Source organism: Ignavibacteriales bacterium (assembly GCA_020635255.1).
Lineage (GTDB): Bacteria > Bacteroidota > Ignavibacteria > Tepidaquicellales > Tepidaquicellaceae > JAEYVS01.
In genome coordinates, this window is sequence record JACKAC010000001.1 from 1,466,724 (window position 1) to 1,486,853 (window position 20,130).

Below are 20,130 nucleotides of genomic sequence, written 5' to 3' on the forward strand. Positions count from 1 at the left end.
TATATGACACAGCAGGAATCAAAAAAACAACTCGAATTAGATTCGCTGATAGAATTTTCCCAGTTGATCAATAGTAATCTTAACCTCAGCTTTATTCTCGGGAATATTCTGCTTAGTATAATGGGTAAGATGCTCATTACGAAGGGTATGGTGATGATAAAGCAGGCAACAGAGGAAGGATCAGAATTTTATACGATAGAATCATCAAAAGGTATCCCCTTAGGTGAAGAAAACAACCAGGTCGTAGTAGAGTTTCCCAAGGAGCCGGTATTCTGTGTGAATGATATCGCGGAAAGGGACAGAAATTATTTTGAAAGCAAAGGTCTGCTGAACTTCTTTAAGATATATTTCGACAAGAAGTTGTTAGGTGTGCTTTGTTTGGGTAAGAAAGTTTCTCAAAAGGACGGAGCCGAACCTCTCACAAAAAACGAGGTAATATTCCTGGAAACACTGCTCAATCTTTCCGCGTCATCGATAGAGAATACGATAAAATTTAACGAGATAAACCGCCTTAATATATCGCTCAGTAATAAGGTAAACCAGCTAAAATCGCTGTTCGAGCTGGGCAAGGAGTTCAACTCCACTGTCGTAAACAGGGACAAGATCATACGGCTATTGAGTTACACGCTACTGGGAAATTTCGGTATTAAGGACTTCCTTATACTCAGTAAATACAGATCGGAAAATTTTAAGCTCCTCAACGAAAAGAGAAATATAGAGCTGGAGAAATACGATCTATCGGAGCTGGAAGAAATACAGACGCCTACAATAATAACGGAAAATTCACAGAACGAATTTATTAAATATCTTTCGGCAAAGGATTATGTGCTGATGGTGCCTACGTTTAATGACGGGAAGCTGGATAACATAATTTGCCTCGGCAGGAAGCTGAATAAGACGGGATTTACGCTGGAAGATATAGAATTCCTCGAATCAATTCTTAATCTATCCGTTATATCGATAGAAAATTCGATCCTATTCGAGGAGTATCTCGAGAAGCAGCAGATAGAAAATGAGCTCAAGATAGCTAGAGAAATTCAGATGGCGTTACTGCCGGAGTCACTGCCGATAATTGACGGGTACCAGATAGCAGGCGATAATATCTCAGCACTCCAGGTGGGTGGTGATTATTACGACGTGATCAAGCTGACAGAAACGAAATTCGCATTTGTAATCGCTGACGTATCGGGGAAAGGCACGCCGGCATCATTACTAATGTCGAATATACAGTCGGCGGTGCATTCATATTTAAAGCTTTACTCGGAAAGTTTCGATATAGCATTCGTGACAAAGAACATTAATGAGCTAATCTACGATAATACATCGTCGGAGAAATTCATTACATTCTTCTGGGGAATACTGGATACGGAAAGCAACGAGTTCCAATACATAAACGCCGGGCACAACCATCCGTACCTATTCAGAGGAGACGAAGTGATACATCTCGACAAGGGCGGCCTGATGATTGGTATTTTGAAAGACGGAATAGGATACGAAGTCGGAGCGGTAAGGCTGGAAGATAACGACGTCCTTGTTATGTACACTGACGGTGTTACCGAAGCACAAAACATCAATAAAGAAGATTACGGAGACGACAGGTTAATCTCGCTGGTAAAAGATAATCTGAATTACAAAGCCGGGGAGATCTCACTTAAAATAAAAGATTCGATAGACAAGTTCGTCGGAAAGGCAAAACAATTCGATGATATCACCATGATAGTCATCAAAAAAGCAAAGGCTCTCTAAAAAGAGAGCCCTCGAAAAATCTTATTTAAGAATTATTAGTATTTAGAACCTTCGCTGACGAATGGAATGAGAGCGAGATGTCTTGCTCTTTTTATAGCGGTGGTAAGCTGTCTCTGCATCTTAGCAGTAGCTCCTGTAATTCTTGCAGGTAATAGTTTTCCCTGGTCGTTAAGGAACCTGTTCAAAAGCCTTGTATCTCTGAAATCAATAAAATCCTCGACACCTCTCTCTTTGAAAGGGTCTCTTTTCTTTTGCTGAACATGCTTTTTAGCTGTCTGCTGGGTAAGCTTGTAAGTTGCGCCCTTACCCTTGTCTTTCCTCATTTTCACTATAAAACGTGTTAATTTATTATTTACAAGCTACAAATATAAATATTAAGGGTAAAATAAACAATTGATTTAGGGATATTATTTAAGCCCGAAATACACCGTATTTACCACACCAACCAGGTTATTTTTCTTATAAATGGGAGAAAAACCATATTTTTGGCATAATTCCGTAAATTCCTCTACTGTGTAAAAATCCTTTATCGACTTAAAAAGATACTCATATGCCTCGGACCGTGAGATCATGTTCCCTACCGTTGGAAGGAGAAATCCGCAGTAAATCTTGTCCAGAGCAGAAACAAATAATCCTCGTTTATTAAAATTCTCAATCACGATAAAATGACCATCCGGTTTCAGAACGCGCTTAATTTCTTCAAGGGCTTTTTCGAGGAACTGGAAATTACGAACACCGAAACCACATGTGATAAGATCGAATGAAGCGTCTTCGAAAGGCATTTTTGTAACGTCGCCGTGCATAATAGTCACGCGCGGGTCACATACTTTTTCACGCTGTATGTCGAGCATCTTGTCCGAGAAATCAACAGACATTATCGACTCCGGGTTAAGCTTAAGGAGTTCGATGGTAAGGTCGCCGGTTCCGGAAGCGGCGTCGAGTATTTTTTTGTGTTTGAAACCGAGTTTGGTAATCTTCTTCGCGATCTGCTTACGCCACCTTTTATCCATATTAAATGTAAGGAGGTGGTTAAGGAAATCATATTTTTTTGCTATGTCGTTGAACATAGCTTCGATACGTGTCCTGGATTTATCCATTATATATAATTAAGCAAAGCGAAGAGATTTAACAGGATCGAGACGAGACGCAAGGAATGCCGGTATCAGTGTTGCAATGAAGCAAAGCACAAGCGTTACAATCGAGATCAAAACAATTATATGAGGTTCGAGCAGTATGGGCACCTTTTCAACGTAATAAAAATCGGGCAGGCTTATCAAATGAAAGCGCATTTCCAGCATGCACGCACCAACTCCGATAATGATGCCGAGTATGGTCCCAATTATCCCAATAAGCAGCCCGTCATAAATAAATATTTTCATTATCCCCATACGGCTCGCTCCGAGTGATTTAATAACGCCGACGGAGTGTGTTTTTTCGAGAACAAGCATCAGCAGTGTGCTGACGATGTTAAATGTTGCCACCAGCACAATAAGGCCGAGAATGATCGGGATAGGTTTTTTCTGAAGCTCAACAAAACTAAACAGTGCGCGGTAAATCGTGAAAAGTGACTTCGGGTAGTACGGGTAACCGAGAAGTTCGCCGAGCTGTTTTGTAACCGAATCGGCGCGGTCTATGTCGTCGAGTTTGAGTTCGATACCGGAAACGTTACTGCCAAGGTCGAATAGTCCCTGCGTCGTCGGTATATCGGAATAGATAAGTATATCGTCGTAATCGCGCAAGGTTGTTTCATATATACCGCTGACGATGAACTGCTTAATCTTAGGCTGATTCAACGGTGAAGGGATTCCACGGAGCCCGAAAACAATTACCTTATCCCCTACTTTCACATTGAGGTTTTTGGCAAGCTTATTCCCGATTATCAAACGCGAGACACTGGAATCGACGGGAGCGAGGTTGTATTCGCCATCCACGATCTTATTCTGCATATCGGATATGTCGTTGTTCGGGTCGATCCCCTTGAGTATAATGCCCTCTATCTTTTCTTTTGCGCGAATCACGGCTTCCTTTTGCGTGTATTCGGCAACCTGCGTAACGCCTTTTATATTTTCCTTTATCTGCTTAACGCCGTATTCGTGGTCGGCGATACCATTAGCAAGGAACGAGCTGATCTGTATGTGAGAAACGAGCCCCGTTACCTTATCCTTTATTTCTTTTTCGAAGCCATTCATAATTGAAACGGCAATAATAAGCGCGGCTACACCGAGGGCGACTCCGGCAATGGAAATATAAGTGATGAAGGAGATGAATTTCGAATCCTTCTTCGAAAACAGATACCGGTTCGCTATGAAAAGTTTAAAGTTCGTCAATACTAGTGTGTCGGCATTAATAGATATTCTTTAATAAAGTCGTGGATGTCGCCATCCATTACTGCTTGCGTATTACTTGTTTCAAAATCCGTGCGGTGATCCTTAACCATGTTATAGGGGTGGAAGACGTAACTGCGAATCTGGCTACCCCACTCGATCTTTTTCTTTGATTTTTCGATATCCTGTATCTTAGACATTTCCTTTTCTTTCTCGAGCTGGTAGAGCTTAGATTTAAGCATCTTCATCGCGTTGGCTTTATTCTGTCCCTGCGAGCGCTCGTTCTGGCACTGTACGACGATACCGGTTGGGGCATGAGTGATACGGATGGCGGTTTCTACCTTATTTACGTTCTGTCCACCTGCTCCTCCAGCGCGATAGGTGTCTATTTTTAGATCGCTTGGATTGATTTCTATCTCGATGTTATCGTCCACGATCGGGCTCACGTAAACAGCAGCGAAAGACGTGTGGCGTTTTTTATTCGCATCGAATGGCGAGATACGCACGAGGCGGTGTACACCGTTCTCGGCTTTAAGGTAGCCGTACGCGAAATCGCCGTAGACTTCGATAGTGGCGCTTTTTATTCCCGCGCCATCTCCGTCGAGGCGGTCTACGAGAGCGGTCTTAAAGCCCTGCTTCTCGCAGTAACGAAGGTACATGCGGAGAAGCATCTCTGCCCAGTCCTGCGACTCTGTACCGCCTGCGCCTGAGTTTATTGTTATAATGGCGTCGCGGTCGTCATCTTCATCAGATAGCATCTTCTTGAATTCGAGGTCGGCGACATTCTTTTCGAGGCGGTCGAGTTCATTATTGATCTCATCGACAGCAGATTCATCTTTATCGGCTTCGGATAATTCGATAAGGATCTCCGTGTCGGAGAATATTGTCTCTACTTTTTTGTATTCTTCGATGAATTTTTTGAGAGATGAGACTTCGCGGAGAATTTCCTGCGCGGTTTTATTGTCGTCCCAAAAGCCTTCGACTTCGGTTTTCTTTTCGAGTTCTTTTACTTTTTCAGCTTTGGAGTCGACTTCAAAGAGACCTCCTCAGCTGTTCCAGCTTATCTTTATTTTCTGCTAAACGATATTTTTCCTGGTCGAACATATTATTTTTCTATCTCTATTTTTAATAACGCGGAAGCGAGAGTCTTTCCCTGCGCGTCGAGCTTAAGTGAAACGGTACCGCCGCCTCCGAGAGTGTTATTGAGAACAAAGTTAAGGGCGTTTATGTTCGGCATTTCGTAGCGTTCGACTTCACCCTCGCAGATACCTTTAAAGAATTCCTTTACTCTTTCCGCGGTGACCTCGCGCTCGATGAGATCGTAATCTTCTTTTTTGTATGCAATGAGACCGATATTAGCAGCATCGCCTTTATCGCCGCTTCGTCCGTGGCAAATCTCTCTGAGTTGTATTTTCATTAAGTTATTTTAATAACGTCATTTTACGAGTACTAAAATAACTATTTGATTCCATTTTTACTATGTAAATGCCGGAGGGATAGGCTGAGGCATTCCACTCGATCTCATATGAGCCGGGATTTAACTGTTCATTCAGAAGCAGTTCGACCTCCCTACCAAGCATATCATATATAGTTATTCTCACTTTGTCACTCCGGGGGATGTCGAATTTTATTTTGGTAGAGGGGTTGAAGGGGTTAGGATAGTTTTGGTGGAGGAGATACCTAGCGGGGATTTCGGAGGAAACGGGGTTTACCGAATTAATTCCACCAGTCCGGGTCGTTATGATCTTTCCAGAGGCACATACTGCGTAAACAATTAAACTATCGACACACGATATATCAAAGGGTATATAATCTATGTTGGTATAATTTAAATTCCATGTTTTACCTCCATTGGATGACTTCATAATATAATTTATAGTTGTAACAACACCATAGACTATATTCTTTGAACAAAAAGAAACATTATCCATTACAGCCAAAACAGTAGTCCAGGAATTTCCTTTATCGAATGACACATAATCATTTGAAAATCCATATCGCATCCCATAGCATACCGAGTCATAATATTTTTCAAAATTACTGGGATAAGTAAATGCTGGATAAACCGAGTTCCAATTTACGCCTGCATTTGTAGTTTTATACAAACCGCGCTGACAACCTATATAACCGGTATTATAATTAAAGAAGACTGTGCCTGTCATTGGAAGGAAATTAGGGATTGTATCGGGTGTATTTATGGGCGTCCAGCTGGCACCACCATTAGTAGTTCTGGACAAGCCACCACACATAATAAATCCAGTATCACGGTTTATAAAACTTATATTGTTTGGATCTGCCGGAGTCCATAATTCTGACCAGGATAAACCTCCATCAGTGGTTTTAATCAATTTGGGAAAGTCCTCAATAGCATAACCAACCTGTTCGTCAATAAATATTAATGATCGAAGATCATACGTTGTATTGCTTGGTATTACCGTCCAGTTCTGTCCTTCATTTGTAGTACGCAGAATAATACCGCTATCGCCGACAATTATCCCGGTATTTGAGTTAATGAACTCGACGGACCTAAGATTTTTAGTGGTTCCCGAATTCAATTCGTACCATGCTGACTGGGCGAAGAGATTAAGCGAGCAGAATAAAAAAAATAGAGTAATGGCAGATTTCATTTTAGCAATATCATTTTTCGGGTTTGAGAAAAGTCCGGGGATTCGATGCGGTAAAAATATGCTCCACTGGATAATCCAGCCCCGTCGAATACAGCTTCATACATACCAGGGTCTCTAAATTCATTGACAAGCGTTCTTATTTCTCTGCCTGTTAAGTCGTAAATAATTATTTTTATCGGTGAGCGGTGAGGCACTTCGTATTTAATTTTCGTAACAGGGTTGAAAGGGTTGGGATAGTTTTGGGAAATAAAATATTTTACGGGGATATTTTCGACCGAATTGTTAATACCAACAGTGCCGGGTGTAAAGGTACGCAAAATATTACCTTTATTTCCGGCTATTACATATTGACCATTATCCAAATATTCAACATCATTAATAACCTCATTGTTAACTCTGTCGGAGAATAAAAACCAATTGAGACCTGAATTGGTTGTCTTTTTGAGAATGTGCCCATCTGTTGCTACTGCGGTAGAGTCATTTACTTTGACTAAAGATGTATTGCTTATTGAATCTATTTCAACCCAGTTTAGTCCACCATTTGTAGTTCTTCTATCATTTCTCCCACCGAGTGCATAACCAGTCATTGAGTCGAAAAATATTATATCGAGAACTGGATTTATAGGTTCAAAAATGATATTTGTCCAATTACTTCCACCGTTTGTGGTTCTGAGGATATACTCTCCTCCACCTACAATTCCTGTATTATCATCAAAAAAATAAATTCCTGTCCAAGCTTGACTTATAGGCATATCAATCTTACCCCAGTTTTCACCAGAATTCGTAGTCTTAAAAATTCGATTTCCATTTCCGATATATCCAGTTTTTTCATTCATAAAATCAATTGATGTATAGTTTCCGCTCCAACCCATAAACCGATTTTCCCAGGTAATACCCTTATCTGTGGATTTTAAAATTGTTGCATTATTCCCAATTATGAAACCGGTATTTGCATTAATAAATTTAACTTCATTTAACCTAAAACCAAATAGTACTCCACTCGGAATCTCATTCCAAATTCCATTAGTTGTGAGCAAAATTCTAGCAGTATCGCAAACTGCAACTCCAATATTTGTATCCGAATAAGCTATAGAATTAATTTTATAATTATTTCCAATTTCCTCGTAATTCTCAAACCAACTAACGCCTCCATTTGTGCTTCTTACTATTGACCAATAACTAGAACCTGTTCCTTCAGGGGTAATTCCAATCCCGTTTTGTTCATTGAGCCAATTAAAATCAAGGATTCTAAACCCAGTATAAAAAGGAAACCAGTTTTCACCTGTATTTGTACTTTTCATTATAACATTTGGACTTGAACTCGCAATAAAGCCTGTAGTTTGATTGACAAATTTCAAATCATTTTGATATCCTAGAGTTCCAATTGGATGTAAGAGCCAATTATTGCCACCATTTGAAGTTTTAAGTAAATATCCATTATTTTGAGAAAGTGTCATTCCATTTTTTGCATTTGAGAAATAACACTGATAAGCATTAACTCCTCCCGTCAATTGAGGTGTCCAATGAACACCAGCATCAGTGGTCTTTATTATCTTATAACTTGATGACATTGTGGCATAACCAATGTTCTCTTCCGGAAACATTATGTCACTTACATATCCGCTAAGAGTATCAACAAGAGTTGAAAATGAAACCCCAGAATTAGTAGTTTTAATTATAATACCAGATCCACCTATATACCCTGTTGAACTGTTAATAAAAAACATACTAGTTAACGCTTTTATTGAGTTCGTTGGAACAGAAAACCAGCTAGTACCCGAATTAGTCGTCTTCAATAAAATTCCTCCGGCACAACAAATAAATCCCGTTGTAGGATTTACAAATCTTATATGATATAAATGTTTGTTGGCAACAGGTTCGACCTGATACCATGAATTTCCGCTATTAGATGTTCGTATTATTGTACCAAAACTACCTATAAAAATGAAAGTGTTATTATCAAGCATTACACAATCATTTTTATACAATGCCATAGGTCTGGGATTTTGCCACATCCACAGGGGTTGTGAATATGAACTTAGCGAGCAGAATAAAAAAAATAGAGTAATGGCAGTTTTCATTTTGTAAAAGTTTTAAGTTCAAGAATTAATTCTGACTTAAAGCCTTATTTTCTACCCTTACTCTATTCGTGAGTATTACTGCATTTAATATAGTAAATATTATACAAGTAAAATACAGATTAAATATCAAAGGAAGGGTCAATATTTCGCCTATAACCACCATATAATTAGGGTGTTTAAGGTACTTATAAATACCGGTACTAACGAGAGGTTCTCCCGGGATGCGGTAAACCCGCGTGCACCAATATCTGCCGAGAGATGTAAGAACCGAGATACGAATAATTTGCAAGAATACGAAAACACCCAGGAAGATATAATTGATCACAGTTAGTTCGATATACCTTCCACGGAGAAAATATTCGGCAATCAGGCTGAGGATAAAGCCGACGTGGAGCATTACGATGTATTTGTAGTGCTCTTTGCCGTACTCGACAGCGCCACGGGAGATGAGCCATTTCTCGTTGCGTTTGGCAATGGCGAGTTCGATGAAACGCTGGAGGATCACAAACGATATGACAATAATGAATAATGTCATATTAAATTCAATTGTGTTTCATATCGAGGAGGAGCATCTCGCAGGAGAAACCGGGACCAAGTGACATCATAAGCCCGTAGCCGTCGTCAAAACCATCGGTGAGGAATTTATCCAGCACGTAGAATGCCGTTACGCTGGACATGTTGCCGTAGTTTTGGAGAACGGTGAATGTGTTGTCCAGCTTAGAGCGGTCAATTTGAAGAGAGTTAACGTACGCATCGATCACCTTCATGCCACCAGGATGAATGATGAAGTTTTTTATGTCATCGAGGGTAAGGTTATTCTTTGTCAGAAAATGTTGTATGTCGTTCTTTACGGTGTCATTTACGATCGTGGGTATGTCGCGAGAGAAGAGAACTTTAAAGCCTTCATTTTCGAAATCCCATCCCATTACGTCAAGGCTGTCGTAGTACAGCCGGCTTTCAGATGAGACGATTCGTATATCGTTAGCAGAATCAACATTGCAATTATCCCCTGCTACCAGTAAAGCCGATACACCGTCAGAGAAGAGGCTCGTCGCGATGAAGTTGCTTTTGGAAAGGTCGTTACGAATGAACGTGAGCGAACATAATTCAACCGCAACGAATAACACAATGGCATCGGGGTTCGCTTTCGCAAGCGCATTTGCTTTTGCAAGTCCGGACACTCCCCCGGCACATCCCAGTCCCCAGATAGGAATGCGGTTGATGTTAGGATCGAGCTTCATTTTATTAATTATCAGAGCGTCAATGGACGGAGTAGATAAGCCGGTTGTGGAAACGAAAACTATATCGGTGATGTTATCTTTTGTAATATTCGTCAGTGAAAGACATTTCTCGATAGCTTGGACGGAATATTCCAGCGCGTATTTTATGAAGAGATCATTCTTTTCTTTAAAAGAACGATCCTGCGCGTAAAAATCAACGGGGACACAGAAATTACGATTAATAATGCTCGTATTCTCAAAAACCGGCAGAAGTCGGTCGATATCCGGGAATGCTTCAGCGAACATATTACCGGCGTATTGCTCGAGATCCTTCTGCGATACTTGATATGGGAGGTCGATATTTGCCAGGGAGACGATTTTAGCCATATATCAAAGTAAACAATACTAATTAATTAAAAATTGTATTTAATTATGCATTTTCCTAAATTAACGAATCCAACTAAAATTATAACAATATGTCAACACGGAGAGAGTTTTTAAAACAGTCAGCTACAATAGCGGCAGCGACTGTCATTGCGTCCAATATGAAGGGTATAAATCTCCTTTCAAAGAAAAAGGTGGTTATAATAGGAGCGGGGTTTGCAGGGCTTTCGGCGGGATATAAGCTTATGCAGAACGGATATGACGTGGTAATACTCGAAGCACGGAACAGGATCGGCGGACGAGTATTTTCATTTAAAATCGATGAAAATCCTGATCTTGTGATAGAGCTCGGCGCGGAATGGGTCGGGGCATCGCATGAAAGATTAATAGAAATGTGCAAGGAATTCGGGCTGGAACTGAAGGACAACAGGTTCCACTCACATCTCATCTATGATAACCAGTATTATCCCAAAGGGCAATGGGACTATACTGCGGAGTGGAATCAGAAATTCGATGAGATAATGAAGAATTATGCGAATTTCACGGAAGAGGACAAGATAAGGCTGGATAAGATGGATTGGTGGAGATTTTTGGTTAACAACGGGATGAAGGACAGAGACCTGGACATACGGGAATATCTCGACAGCACAGACTTCGGTGAAACGATAAGGAGCGTATCGGCATATGCAGCGCTAGCGGAGTACGCGGAGTCGAGCGAGTATAATGAAATGGATTATAAGATCGTCGGCGGTAACGGACGATTAGCGGAAGAGCTGGCGAAGAGAATCGGTGACGGTAACATACTAACGAGTTATGCCGTAGAGGCGGTTTCACAGACATCATCCGGTGTAACGGTTAACTGCGCGAATGGAAAGTCGTTCGAGGGAGACTTTGTGGTATGTACGATACCAACATACTCCGTAAATAAGATAAAGTGGACACCGGGAATGCCGAACGAAAAAGTTCAGGCACTAAACGCATTACAGTACGCAAGGATCAATAAGAATGCGACACTATTCAGTGAGAGATTCTGGAACGACGAGGCATTCGACATGATCACGGATACACACGCACATTATTATTATCATGCAACAAAGAATCAGCAAGGTCCGCACGGTGTGCTGATCTCATACAATACGGGTGACAAAGCGGATATGATGTCAAAGCATTCCAAGCATCACAAAGAAAAACTTGCGGTAGAGAATCTTCAGCTTGCATTTGGTGATGTTTCAAGTAAGGCGTTGAAGAATGTAAATTATTACTGGGGAACGGATCCGTACTCAGCGGGAGCATATGCGCTTTATGGCAAAGGCCAGTGGTACGGCACAATGCCGGTAATCAAAGAGAAGTTTGTTAACGTATATTTCGCGGGTGAGCATATTGCCGACTGGCAGGGATTTATGGAGGGCGCAATAAATTCAGGTGAGGAAGCGGCGGAAGCAATTATGTCTTAACATACAGATAACATCTATACTTTATTTTATATAAATGGGAAAACGAATACTAATACTCTGTACAGGAAATTCATGCCGAAGTCAGATGGCGGAGGGATTTTTTAAGTCATTCGATAACGGGCTGGAAGTATATTCTGCGGGAGTAGCTCCGGCAGGCGCAGTCAGCAGAGGCGCAATCAAAGTAATGGATGAGATAGGCATAGATATTAGCAGTCAACAACCGGAGAACGTAAGTAAGTACCTGGATATGCCGTTCGATTATGTAATTACCGTGTGTGATCACGCAAAGGAAACATGCCCGGTATTCACCGGCGACGTGAAGCACAGGATACACATCGGATTCGAAGATCCGGCAGAGGCGACGGGTTCGGAAGAAGAAGTTTTGGGTGTATTCAGGAAAGTACGTGACCAGATACAGGAAGAGATGAAGAAGTTTTATGATGAAAATCTAATAGATTAGGCTTTCGGGTGAGCCTGCTTGTAGGCTTTCTTTAATTTCTCAGGAGTAACGTGAGTATAGACCTGCGTGGTGGAAAGACTCTCATGACCGAGCAGGTCTTTCACAGCGCGGATGTCAGCTCCGCTATCGAGAAGATGTGTTGCGAAAGAATGACGAAGAACGTGAGGTGATTTCTTTTTAGATTCGGTGACAAGTGAAAGTTTCTTTTTAATTATCCTGTACACCTTCATTTCATAAAGTTTGTTCCCCTTATTGTCGATAAAGAAGTAATCCGAATTTTTAACGTTCGCAATATCTCTAACCTGCAGAAAGTTATTCAAAGCTTTGTGCGCGTACTGCCCGAACGGTATAATCCTTTCTTTCGAACCCTTACCCATTACTTTAACGGTCTTTTTCTTAAGATCAACGTTCGTAAACTTCAGATTGATGAGTTCAGACAGCCTCATACCGGTACTATAGAATAATTCCAGGATAGCTTTTTCAAGTGTGGTGAACTCTATCCCCTCTTTTTCCTCGAGTAAGGTTTCCATTTCCTTTTTAGTTAGAAATTCGGGGAGCTTCTTATCCAGCTTTGGGAATATCAAGCCGGAGGTTGTATTTTTTGAAACGTAACCTTTTTTGCCAAGAAATTTGTATAGGGATTTTAACACAGATATCTTACGTGAAATGGACTTCTTAGAAAACTTGGTGTTCGACCGTCTTTTTGTATTATATATCTTGCTCGATGGATCGGAGAGTTCAGCGATGAAAGATTTAAGCATACCCAGAGGGAGTTTTTCGAAATCCAGGACTACGTCGTTCGGGTCAAACTCCGATTTCTCCTCGATACTGTGTTCGGAAATGTAGAGGAATTTAGCAAACTGCAGAAGGTCGTTTTGATAGGAGATGAGTGTGTGATGAGAGTAGTTTTTGGTTACCTCAAGGTATTCAAGGTACTCATCCATGTATTTTTGAAAGCTCTGCTTCAAAGCGTCCGGTTTATTATTCCGCCACTTCTTCTACTTCTTCTTTTATTTCGTACTTAGCCTTACAATTCGGGCACTCGAGGAAATCCCCGTCCTTCTTCGTGGTCTTTTTGACCAGGTAATTGCTTTCACAGCTCTCGCAGTTTTGTATGACCGGCTTGTAATTGGAGATAAAATCGCAATCGGGATACCTGGTGCAGCCATAGAATAATCTCTTTGCCTTACCACCCCTGCGCTCGAGAATCTCACCTTCATTACATTTCGGACATTTGATGCCGAGAGTTATAGGTTTAATGCCCTTACACTTTGGATAGTTGGAACATCCATAGAATTTACCGTACCTGCCGACCTTAACGACCATATCGGCTCCGCACAGATCGCATGTAACACCTTTCGCAAGTTCCTTATGTTCAGCATGCTCTTCTTCAAGTGGCATGGAGGCTTTACAGGTAGGGTATCTTTCGCAAGCCATGAACTGTCCGTTCCTTCCCCATTTTTTGACCATCTTCGCACCTGTTTCCTCACCGCACTCGGGACAGGTAATGTCTGTCTTCTCAGTAAGGCTTGCTTTTATATCTTTAGCAACCTTATCGGCGGCATCCAGGTCCTTGCTGAACGGGATATAAAAATCGTCGAGAACTTTTTTGTATGTGGATTCACCGTTGGCGATCGTGTCAAGTTCGTCTTCCATTTTTGCTGTGAACTCTACGTTAATTACATCCTCGAAATGTTTGTCGAGAATTTCATTCACGGTCATGCCTAGTGTCGTCGCAAAGAGCTTCCTCTCATCGAGTTCGACGTACTTCCTATCGATAACAGTCGATACAATGAGCGCGAACGTACTAGGACGTCCAATACCCAGCGCGTCTAGCTGTTTGATAAGACTGGATTCGGTATACCGTGCCGGTGGTTTAGTGAACTTCTGCTCTTTGTTCATGCTTATCGCTTTGAGCATATCATCCACGCTGAGATTTTCCGGGATGATGCTGTTGTCTTCATCCGGGTTCTGATCCTCGGTTGTATCACCATAAACTTTTAAGAAACCTTCGAACTTAAGCGTTCTGCCGGAAGCACGGAAGAAATACTGATCAACGTTACCGCGAGGGCTGAGAGCTTTGATAATAATCGTCTTTTGGTCATAAACCGCCGGTGTCATCTGTGATGCAACAAACCTATTCCATATCAATTTATACAGCGCGGCAAGGTCCTTCGTGAGCGATTTAAGGACTGCAGGTTCACGTTCCATATTAGTCGGGCGGATAGCTTCGTGAGCATCCTGAGTCTTCTTAGAGCTCTTTTTGGCTGTAGTATTATTCGGTTTATCGGGGATGAACTCTTTCCCGAAATTATTCTTTATATAATCTCTGCATGATGCTACTGCTTCAGGGCTGAGCCTGGTAGAATCAGTCCTCATATAAGTAATAAGACCTACGTTTCCTTCCCCTTTCACTACTTCGATACCTTCATAAAGCTTTTGCGCCAGCATCATTGTCTTTTTCGGAGAAAAGCCGAGATTGGTCGAAGCTGCCTGCTGGAGCACACTAGTTGTAAAAGGCATCGGAGGATTTCGCTTTACCTCTTTAACCGTAACATCTGTTATTTTATATTGGTTATTCTGCAGGTCCTGAAGTATCTTGTGAGCCTGATCAATATTTTCGATACATGGTTTTTCACCATTAAATTTCAGTGTATCTTCGTTAATCTTATATAATCTTGCCGAAAAAGGCTTGGAATTTCCGGATGGTTTAGTAAACAGCCCGTCAATTGTCCAATATTCTTTGGGTTTGAATGATCGTATCTCTTTCTCACGGTCACAAATGAGCTTTAAAGCGACGGATTGCACTCTTCCTGCTGAAAGACCGAAGAAAAACGTTTTCCATAAAAAAGGGCTAACTTTATAGCCCAAGATCCTGTCCATGACCCTTCTTGCCATCTGAGATGTCACCAGGTCCTCATCAATGCTCCTGGGGCTATCCATAGCCTCTTTTACACCGGTTTTAGTTATCTCATTGAATAAAACTCGCTGAATGTTCTTATTTACGGGTTTTATCTCACCGGCGATATCAGCAGCGATAGCCTCGCCTTCCCTATCAGGGTCAGTCGCTATGAAGATTTGGTCGGATTTTTTAGCTATTCCTTTGAGTTTGTCAATTACATCTTCCTTACCTGCTATAGTCTCGTAAACGGGTTTATAACCGTCTTCAATATCAACGCTGATCTTGCTTTTGGGAAGGTTCTTAATATGCCCTACCGTAGCCTCTACAACATAATCCTTACCTAAGTATTTATTTATCGTTTTAGCCTTTGAAGGTGACTCTACTATTACTAATGATTTGCCCATTATAAGAATTTAGTGATTATCTATTACCTGTAATGTATTTTAAGTAAAAAATAGTTCCAGTAAGTTAAAAATTAAGCATTTAGATTCAAATATCCAATTTTCTCCAAATATTGATCCTCTTTTTGTCTCATTATCTTTTTGTTTTTAGCACTTTTATCATCATAACCGCATAAATGCAGTAATCCGTGAAGAATGACGCGAAACAATTCTTCGGAAAAACTCTTCTTAAAGCGCTTTGAGTTATATTTCACCGTATCCGGGGAGATAATTATGTCACTTTCTATCTTTCCGCGGTCATCTGTATCGTAAAAAGTCAGAATATCGGTTTCGTAATCGTGTGAGAGAAACTCCCTGTTAAACTTCCTTATCCTTTCGTCCGTGCAAAAAAGGAAACTGACTATGGAACAGTTTAATCCTTCCTCCTTATGGAGGGTTTTAACAGCCTCTACTACTTTACTCTTTAATAACGATTTCTGTTCCCTTTCGGGAATAAACTCGATCTCGTATATTAGATTAACTTTAGTAATACCCTAATCTTTAATTTAGGCAGATTCCATAACAGAAAGAGCAACTGCCGATAACAGCTTTTCGGAATTAAGATCTGCAAAGTCGGAGCTGAGAAGCTTTTTATCGACATTCGAATAAAGCGCGCAGTCCCCCTGCTTTGAGATTATCAAACCGGATATCTTATCTTCCGTTTCCGATACAAATATAGCTTCCTCGAGCATCTTGCTCACAATAAACTTTCTGCAAGATTGAAGCTGTAAGTGACAGTTATTCGTATACACGGAAATAAGGTATGACCCTCCCTCACCTTCTTCCGATTCAGGGATCACTTCCACGTGAATCTTGGAGTTATCCTTTAGGTTTTTAAGTTGCAGAGAATAAGATGCGCCCTCTCCAGCAAACTTCGTATCAAACAGTTCTTCGACCTGTCGAAGCAACTCTTTGGTGCTGTCCTTGAAATTTATCAAGCAACTTCCTTTTATTTAAAAACCCTAACTGAAGAAAATCAATTAGGGTTGATAAGTTTTTTTAGATGCTAACTAATTTATCCGACAACACGGACATTCTTAGCTTTCTGCCCTTTGTCGTCTTCTTCTATTTCATACTCAACAGCTACGCCATCTTCCAGAGTTTTGAAAGAGTTATCCGAAGCTATGGCAGTATAATGAACGAAGATGTCTTTGGCACCTTCATCATCACTAATAATGAATCCGAAGCCCTTTTTAGCATCAAACCACTTTACTTTTCCTTTCGGCATTACTTGGAAATTTAAAAATGACTCCGCATTTGAGAATCAAAGCTACAGGTAAAAAATAATTAAAAATTCACACCTCAAATGCAGAACTACCTGTACTTTGTATGTGGTTAAAGAACAATACCTACTAAAATAGAGATATTAATTTGATTTGTCAATATGTAAACCTATATAAAACAATTATTCTTTGACATTTGCACCTCTATAATTACCTACATACATCACATAATTCCTCGCGCTCTGTTTAATTTTATCTATCTCTTCCGATGATAACTCCCTTATAATCCTACCCGGTACACCTGCCACGAGGACTCCCTCCGGAACTTCAAATCCTTCCCTTACAACCGTTCCGGCAGCAATAAGTGAATTTGAATTTACTGTGCAATTATCAAGTAAAATAGCACCCATCCCTATTAAAACAGAATCTTTAACAGTACATCCATGAACGACAACGCCGTGCCCGGCTGTAACGTCCGAGCCTATCACCAGCGGGTATTTTTTGTACGTTACATGCAAAATAGAGTTATCCTGAATATTTGTTCTCTCACCAATACGGATGTAATTTACGTCTCCGCGGATGACGGTATTATACCATACACTGGAATCCTTCTCAATCACCACATCCCCAATAATTCGCGCGCCCTCACAAAGGAAGACTGATTCATGGATCTTTGGACTGATGCCCATATATGGCTCGATGGTGATCACTTGGAATCGTTTAGTTCTATCTCGACGTCGTGAAGGTCAATGTCTAACTCCCCCAGCCGAAGTTCTTTATCATCGGACGGAAAGAGATGTTTATTCTCGCGCGCCCATTTCGCTGCGATGCCGTTGAGCGGACTGGAGATACCATAGTTCTTGTATTGTATCATCTCCCCAATCTGGTAGATAATATCCACCAGCGTCTCGCCCGAAGCCCAGTAATCACCGATGCATATATCATGAGGTGAGGCAATGCGAAAATTAGGATGAAATATCTCAGTCAAGATATAACACTGAGGTTTTAATCTTGGATAGTCGATGTGAAGATAAATTTCGATCTTATGCTCATTGACATACTCCGGTACTTTCTCATCTTTCGTCGAACCGGAAGAAAGTTTTATTCCACGCACGTCTTTATATGCTACGAAATATCTCTCCGGTACATTTCCATCCACAGCTTCATATTCGAGCGTTATATTTGGGTGTTTTAAAAATTCCGCTTTTAATTTTTCAAAGTCAGCGTGCAGTCTTCTTTGTCTTGGGCTCATAAATATTTATTTAGTAATCATAGAATCACTTTTCAATGAATCATTCATAAGTGAATCAACCTTATTCTGTTTCATTTCGGATTCAATAATAAAATTCTCGAGTTTTTGATTTAAATTCCTGTAGTTCTCTTTTAGTTCGGACATATCCTGCAAAAGCTGTTCAGAAGAACGAGTTCTCTTCTCAATCTCTGTATACTGGTAAAACAAAAACAGCGAAAGGAGGATGTTCCCAATCAGTAAAATAATGATGAGAATATTTTTTAAACCGCTTCCGCTTTGGGGCTTGTCATCCGTTTCAGGGTCAGGATATTGTACATATTCCTCCTTTTGGGGCTTATCATCCAGTACAGATCCCCCAGCAGCAGAGAATACTTTATCGCCTTCCTCGATAGCTACATAATAACCGCTCGACTTTTCTGTTTTCTTATCATTCCAATAGAAAAACCCTCTCTCATTTATGGTCGGATCGTAAACGTAAGCTACCATAAAGTCCATATTGAAAAAGTTCTCCTGTATGAACATATCATGCCCGGAAAGAAAAACCGTGTGACCCGGGTGAGAATGATACCATCCGAGAACCATTTGATCAGGAAATTTTTTCTCTATTTCCCTATCGAAATGTTCCCATGTATCGTGAGTGAATGTCAGCCGTGATACAGATGCGGTAGTATGTTTTGCGTGTACATAGTCCCGGATATATATAAACCGCTCACCGGTCGAATTTTCACACAAATCCCCAATCAGCACACCGCCGAGCTCCTTATTTATGTCGCCCGACATGTAGTCATCAATTTCCGTAAGTACCCTTCTTTTTATATAAATTTTTATTTCTGAGTCTGAAGGGATATTTCCTTCAAGAATGCAGTCGTGCGGCGGGTCGCATTTCATCGCTTTAATATGACCATCCCTATTTTCAACGTCGATCATAATTAAAAATAGGGATAGTTAATATAATAATAAAGAGTAATTTACTTTATCAGGAGCCTTCTGGGAGCTACGCCGGTCGTGTAATCCGTGGCAATTCCTCCGGAGAGTACCCTCAGCTTTCCGTTATTGGTAAAGTCAGGCACTATGGAAACAAACAAATCACCTGTAACGCTATCGAATACCAATCCATAGTAATTGTTTCCCACGGACATAATTTCTGTTAGCGCCCTCGTTGAAAGGTTTAATCTTAATACTCTAAATGAAGGGAAACTTCCTGCGATGAAATAAATATTGTCGGAAGTCTTATCTACGGAAATATCACGATAGCATCCGTCAGGAATGAGGAACGAATCTAATTTAGCGTAACTGTTTGGATCAACCTTGTATATATATTTGTTTGTGCCTGGACAACCGATTAGAAGTTTGCCATCATTTGATAAAGCAAGTGCGGAAGGATCTTTTTGTACATTAATAACAGCTACAACCACATCGTTTTGCGAATCAATTACAGAGACAGTCGAATCATCGGAACCACCAAAAGCGCTTGTGTTGCAAACATAAACTTTGGTTCCGTAAGTAATGATCTCTTGCGGGTATGAGCCAACAGGGATCGTGTTCGTTGTATTCAAAGTACTTTTATCGACTACAGAAACGTTGCTTGCAGGTCCGTTAGTTACATATAATTTGCCACTTGCCTCCGTCAATGAATACGGATTTGTGCCGACATCGTTTGAAGCCTGTACATTCCCAGTCTGGTCGAGCTTATATATTTTACCTGCCGAGCCGAAATTACCCTGCGCAGTCATATACAAATCATTGCCACTTGCAATGAGTCCGTCCGGATACGAGCCGACATTTTGGGAAAGTATATTTTGCGTGAATGAAGAATCCGTAATATTATAATATGATAACGCTACAGATGATGAAGTACCATTCCCTTCCGAGAGAACATATACACCTCTGGCGGTTATTATCACTGTTCCGGGTCCTGTTAGTTCATCCCGGGAACATCCTTGCAAATACAAAATACTTAGAACGAACAATATCAGGGAAAGTTTTAAAGATTTTCTCATTTAAAGATATATTTAGA

Annotated in this window: 20 protein-coding genes and 1 pseudogene; 3 read left to right on the forward strand and 18 right to left on the reverse strand. The window is 40.8% G+C overall.

The genetic code is table 11. The features are described 5' to 3' along the window. Window positions 1-3: 3 nt before the first annotated feature. A complete protein-coding gene (locus H6614_06630; protein ID MCB9243331.1) occupies window positions 4-1,746 on the forward strand; it encodes a SpoIIE family protein phosphatase in 1,743 nt (580 codons plus the stop codon). Window positions 1,747-1,781: 35 nt separating this feature from the next. Here the strand turns inward: H6614_06630 and H6614_06635 are convergent, their stop codons facing one another. The 9 genes and pseudogenes from H6614_06635 to H6614_06675 all read right to left on the reverse strand — a co-directional run bounded on the left by H6614_06635 (window position 1,782) and on the right by H6614_06675 (window position 10,385). Then, a complete protein-coding gene (locus H6614_06635) occupies window positions 1,782-2,069 on the reverse strand; it encodes a 30S ribosomal protein S18 (protein MCB9243332.1) in 288 nt (95 codons plus the stop codon). An 84-nt stretch (window positions 2,070-2,153) separates the two neighbouring features. Next, the gene (locus H6614_06640; GenBank protein MCB9243333.1) at window positions 2,154-2,843 is read right to left on the reverse strand and encodes a ubiquinone/menaquinone biosynthesis methyltransferase; all 690 of its coding nucleotides are present in this window, start codon (window positions 2,841-2,843) and stop codon (window positions 2,154-2,156) included. Between the two features lie 9 nt (window positions 2,844-2,852). Continuing rightward, the gene (locus H6614_06645) at window positions 2,853-4,073 is read right to left on the reverse strand and encodes an ABC transporter permease (protein ID MCB9243334.1); all 1,221 of its coding nucleotides are present in this window, start codon (window positions 4,071-4,073) and stop codon (window positions 2,853-2,855) included. Window positions 4,074-4,075: 2 nt separating this feature from the next. Continuing rightward, window positions 4,076-5,176 (reverse strand): annotated as a pseudogene (gene prfB, locus H6614_06650) (peptide chain release factor 2). Then, window positions 5,176-5,487, reverse strand: coding sequence for a hypothetical protein (locus H6614_06655; protein MCB9243335.1), 312 nt, complete (start codon window positions 5,485-5,487; stop codon window positions 5,176-5,178). The pseudogene prfB and the gene H6614_06655 overlap by 1 nt, the downstream one beginning before the upstream one ends. A gap of 4 nt (window positions 5,488-5,491) precedes the next feature. Beyond that, on the reverse strand, window positions 5,492-6,697 hold the full coding sequence (locus H6614_06660; protein ID MCB9243336.1) for a T9SS type A sorting domain-containing protein: 1,206 nt from the start codon (window positions 6,695-6,697) through the stop codon (window positions 5,492-5,494). Next, on the reverse strand, window positions 6,694-8,778 hold the full coding sequence (locus tag H6614_06665; protein MCB9243337.1) for a T9SS type A sorting domain-containing protein: 2,085 nt from the start codon (window positions 8,776-8,778) through the stop codon (window positions 6,694-6,696). Before H6614_06665 ends, H6614_06660 begins: the two co-directional genes overlap by 4 nt. A gap of 25 nt (window positions 8,779-8,803) precedes the next feature. Next, window positions 8,804-9,313 carry an isoprenylcysteine carboxyl methyltransferase gene (locus H6614_06670; protein MCB9243338.1) on the reverse strand — a complete coding sequence of 170 codons (510 nt, stop codon included), beginning with the start codon at window positions 9,311-9,313 and terminating at the stop codon, window positions 8,804-8,806. 7 nt (window positions 9,314-9,320) lie between these two features. Further along, on the reverse strand, window positions 9,321-10,385 hold the full coding sequence (locus H6614_06675) for a type III polyketide synthase (GenBank protein ID MCB9243339.1): 1,065 nt from the start codon (window positions 10,383-10,385) through the stop codon (window positions 9,321-9,323). Between the two features lie 89 nt (window positions 10,386-10,474). On the opposite strand from H6614_06675, the gene H6614_06680 reads away from it, so the two are divergent. Next, window positions 10,475-11,836, forward strand: coding sequence for an FAD-dependent oxidoreductase (locus H6614_06680; GenBank protein ID MCB9243340.1), 1,362 nt, complete (start codon window positions 10,475-10,477; stop codon window positions 11,834-11,836). Between the two features lie 34 nt (window positions 11,837-11,870). Next, window positions 11,871-12,296, forward strand: coding sequence for an arsenate reductase ArsC (locus H6614_06685; protein MCB9243341.1), 426 nt, complete (start codon window positions 11,871-11,873; stop codon window positions 12,294-12,296). On the opposite strand, the gene H6614_06690 is transcribed toward H6614_06685, so the two are convergent. The 9 genes from H6614_06690 to H6614_06730 form a co-directional block, all read right to left on the reverse strand. Beyond that, a complete protein-coding gene (locus H6614_06690) occupies window positions 12,293-13,240 on the reverse strand; it encodes a tyrosine-type recombinase/integrase (protein ID MCB9243342.1) in 948 nt (315 codons plus the stop codon). The genes H6614_06685 and H6614_06690 overlap by 4 nt on opposite strands. Window positions 13,241-13,277: 37 nt before the next feature. After that, complete coding sequence (topA, locus tag H6614_06695) at window positions 13,278-15,602, reverse strand: type I DNA topoisomerase (GenBank protein MCB9243343.1); 2,325 nt, start codon at window positions 15,600-15,602, stop codon at window positions 13,278-13,280. Window positions 15,603-15,673: 71 nt separating this feature from the next. Next, the gene (gene ybeY / locus H6614_06700) at window positions 15,674-16,129 is read right to left on the reverse strand and encodes an rRNA maturation RNase YbeY (GenBank protein MCB9243344.1); all 456 of its coding nucleotides are present in this window, start codon (window positions 16,127-16,129) and stop codon (window positions 15,674-15,676) included. 15 nt (window positions 16,130-16,144) lie between these two features. Further along, window positions 16,145-16,576 (reverse strand): hypothetical protein, encoded by a 432-nt coding sequence (locus tag H6614_06705; protein ID MCB9243345.1) that lies wholly within the window; start codon window positions 16,574-16,576, stop codon window positions 16,145-16,147. Between the two features lie 77 nt (window positions 16,577-16,653). After that, entirely contained in the window at window positions 16,654-16,866 is a 213-nt protein-coding gene (locus tag H6614_06710; GenBank protein ID MCB9243346.1) for a cold-shock protein, read from the reverse strand. Between the two features lie 177 nt (window positions 16,867-17,043). Further along, window positions 17,044-17,571 (reverse strand): gamma carbonic anhydrase family protein, encoded by a 528-nt coding sequence (locus tag H6614_06715; protein MCB9243347.1) that lies wholly within the window; start codon window positions 17,569-17,571, stop codon window positions 17,044-17,046. Continuing rightward, window positions 17,568-18,113, reverse strand: a complete 546-nt coding sequence (locus H6614_06720; protein MCB9243348.1) for a hypothetical protein — start codon at window positions 18,111-18,113, stop codon at window positions 17,568-17,570. Before H6614_06720 ends, H6614_06715 begins: the two co-directional genes overlap by 4 nt. A 6-nt stretch (window positions 18,114-18,119) precedes the next feature. Further along, a complete protein-coding gene (locus H6614_06725; GenBank protein ID MCB9243349.1) occupies window positions 18,120-19,040 on the reverse strand; it encodes a hypothetical protein in 921 nt (306 codons plus the stop codon). A gap of 41 nt (window positions 19,041-19,081) precedes the next feature. Then, a complete protein-coding gene (locus tag H6614_06730) occupies window positions 19,082-20,113 on the reverse strand; it encodes a hypothetical protein (GenBank protein MCB9243350.1) in 1,032 nt (343 codons plus the stop codon). Window positions 20,114-20,130 lie beyond the last annotated feature (17 nt).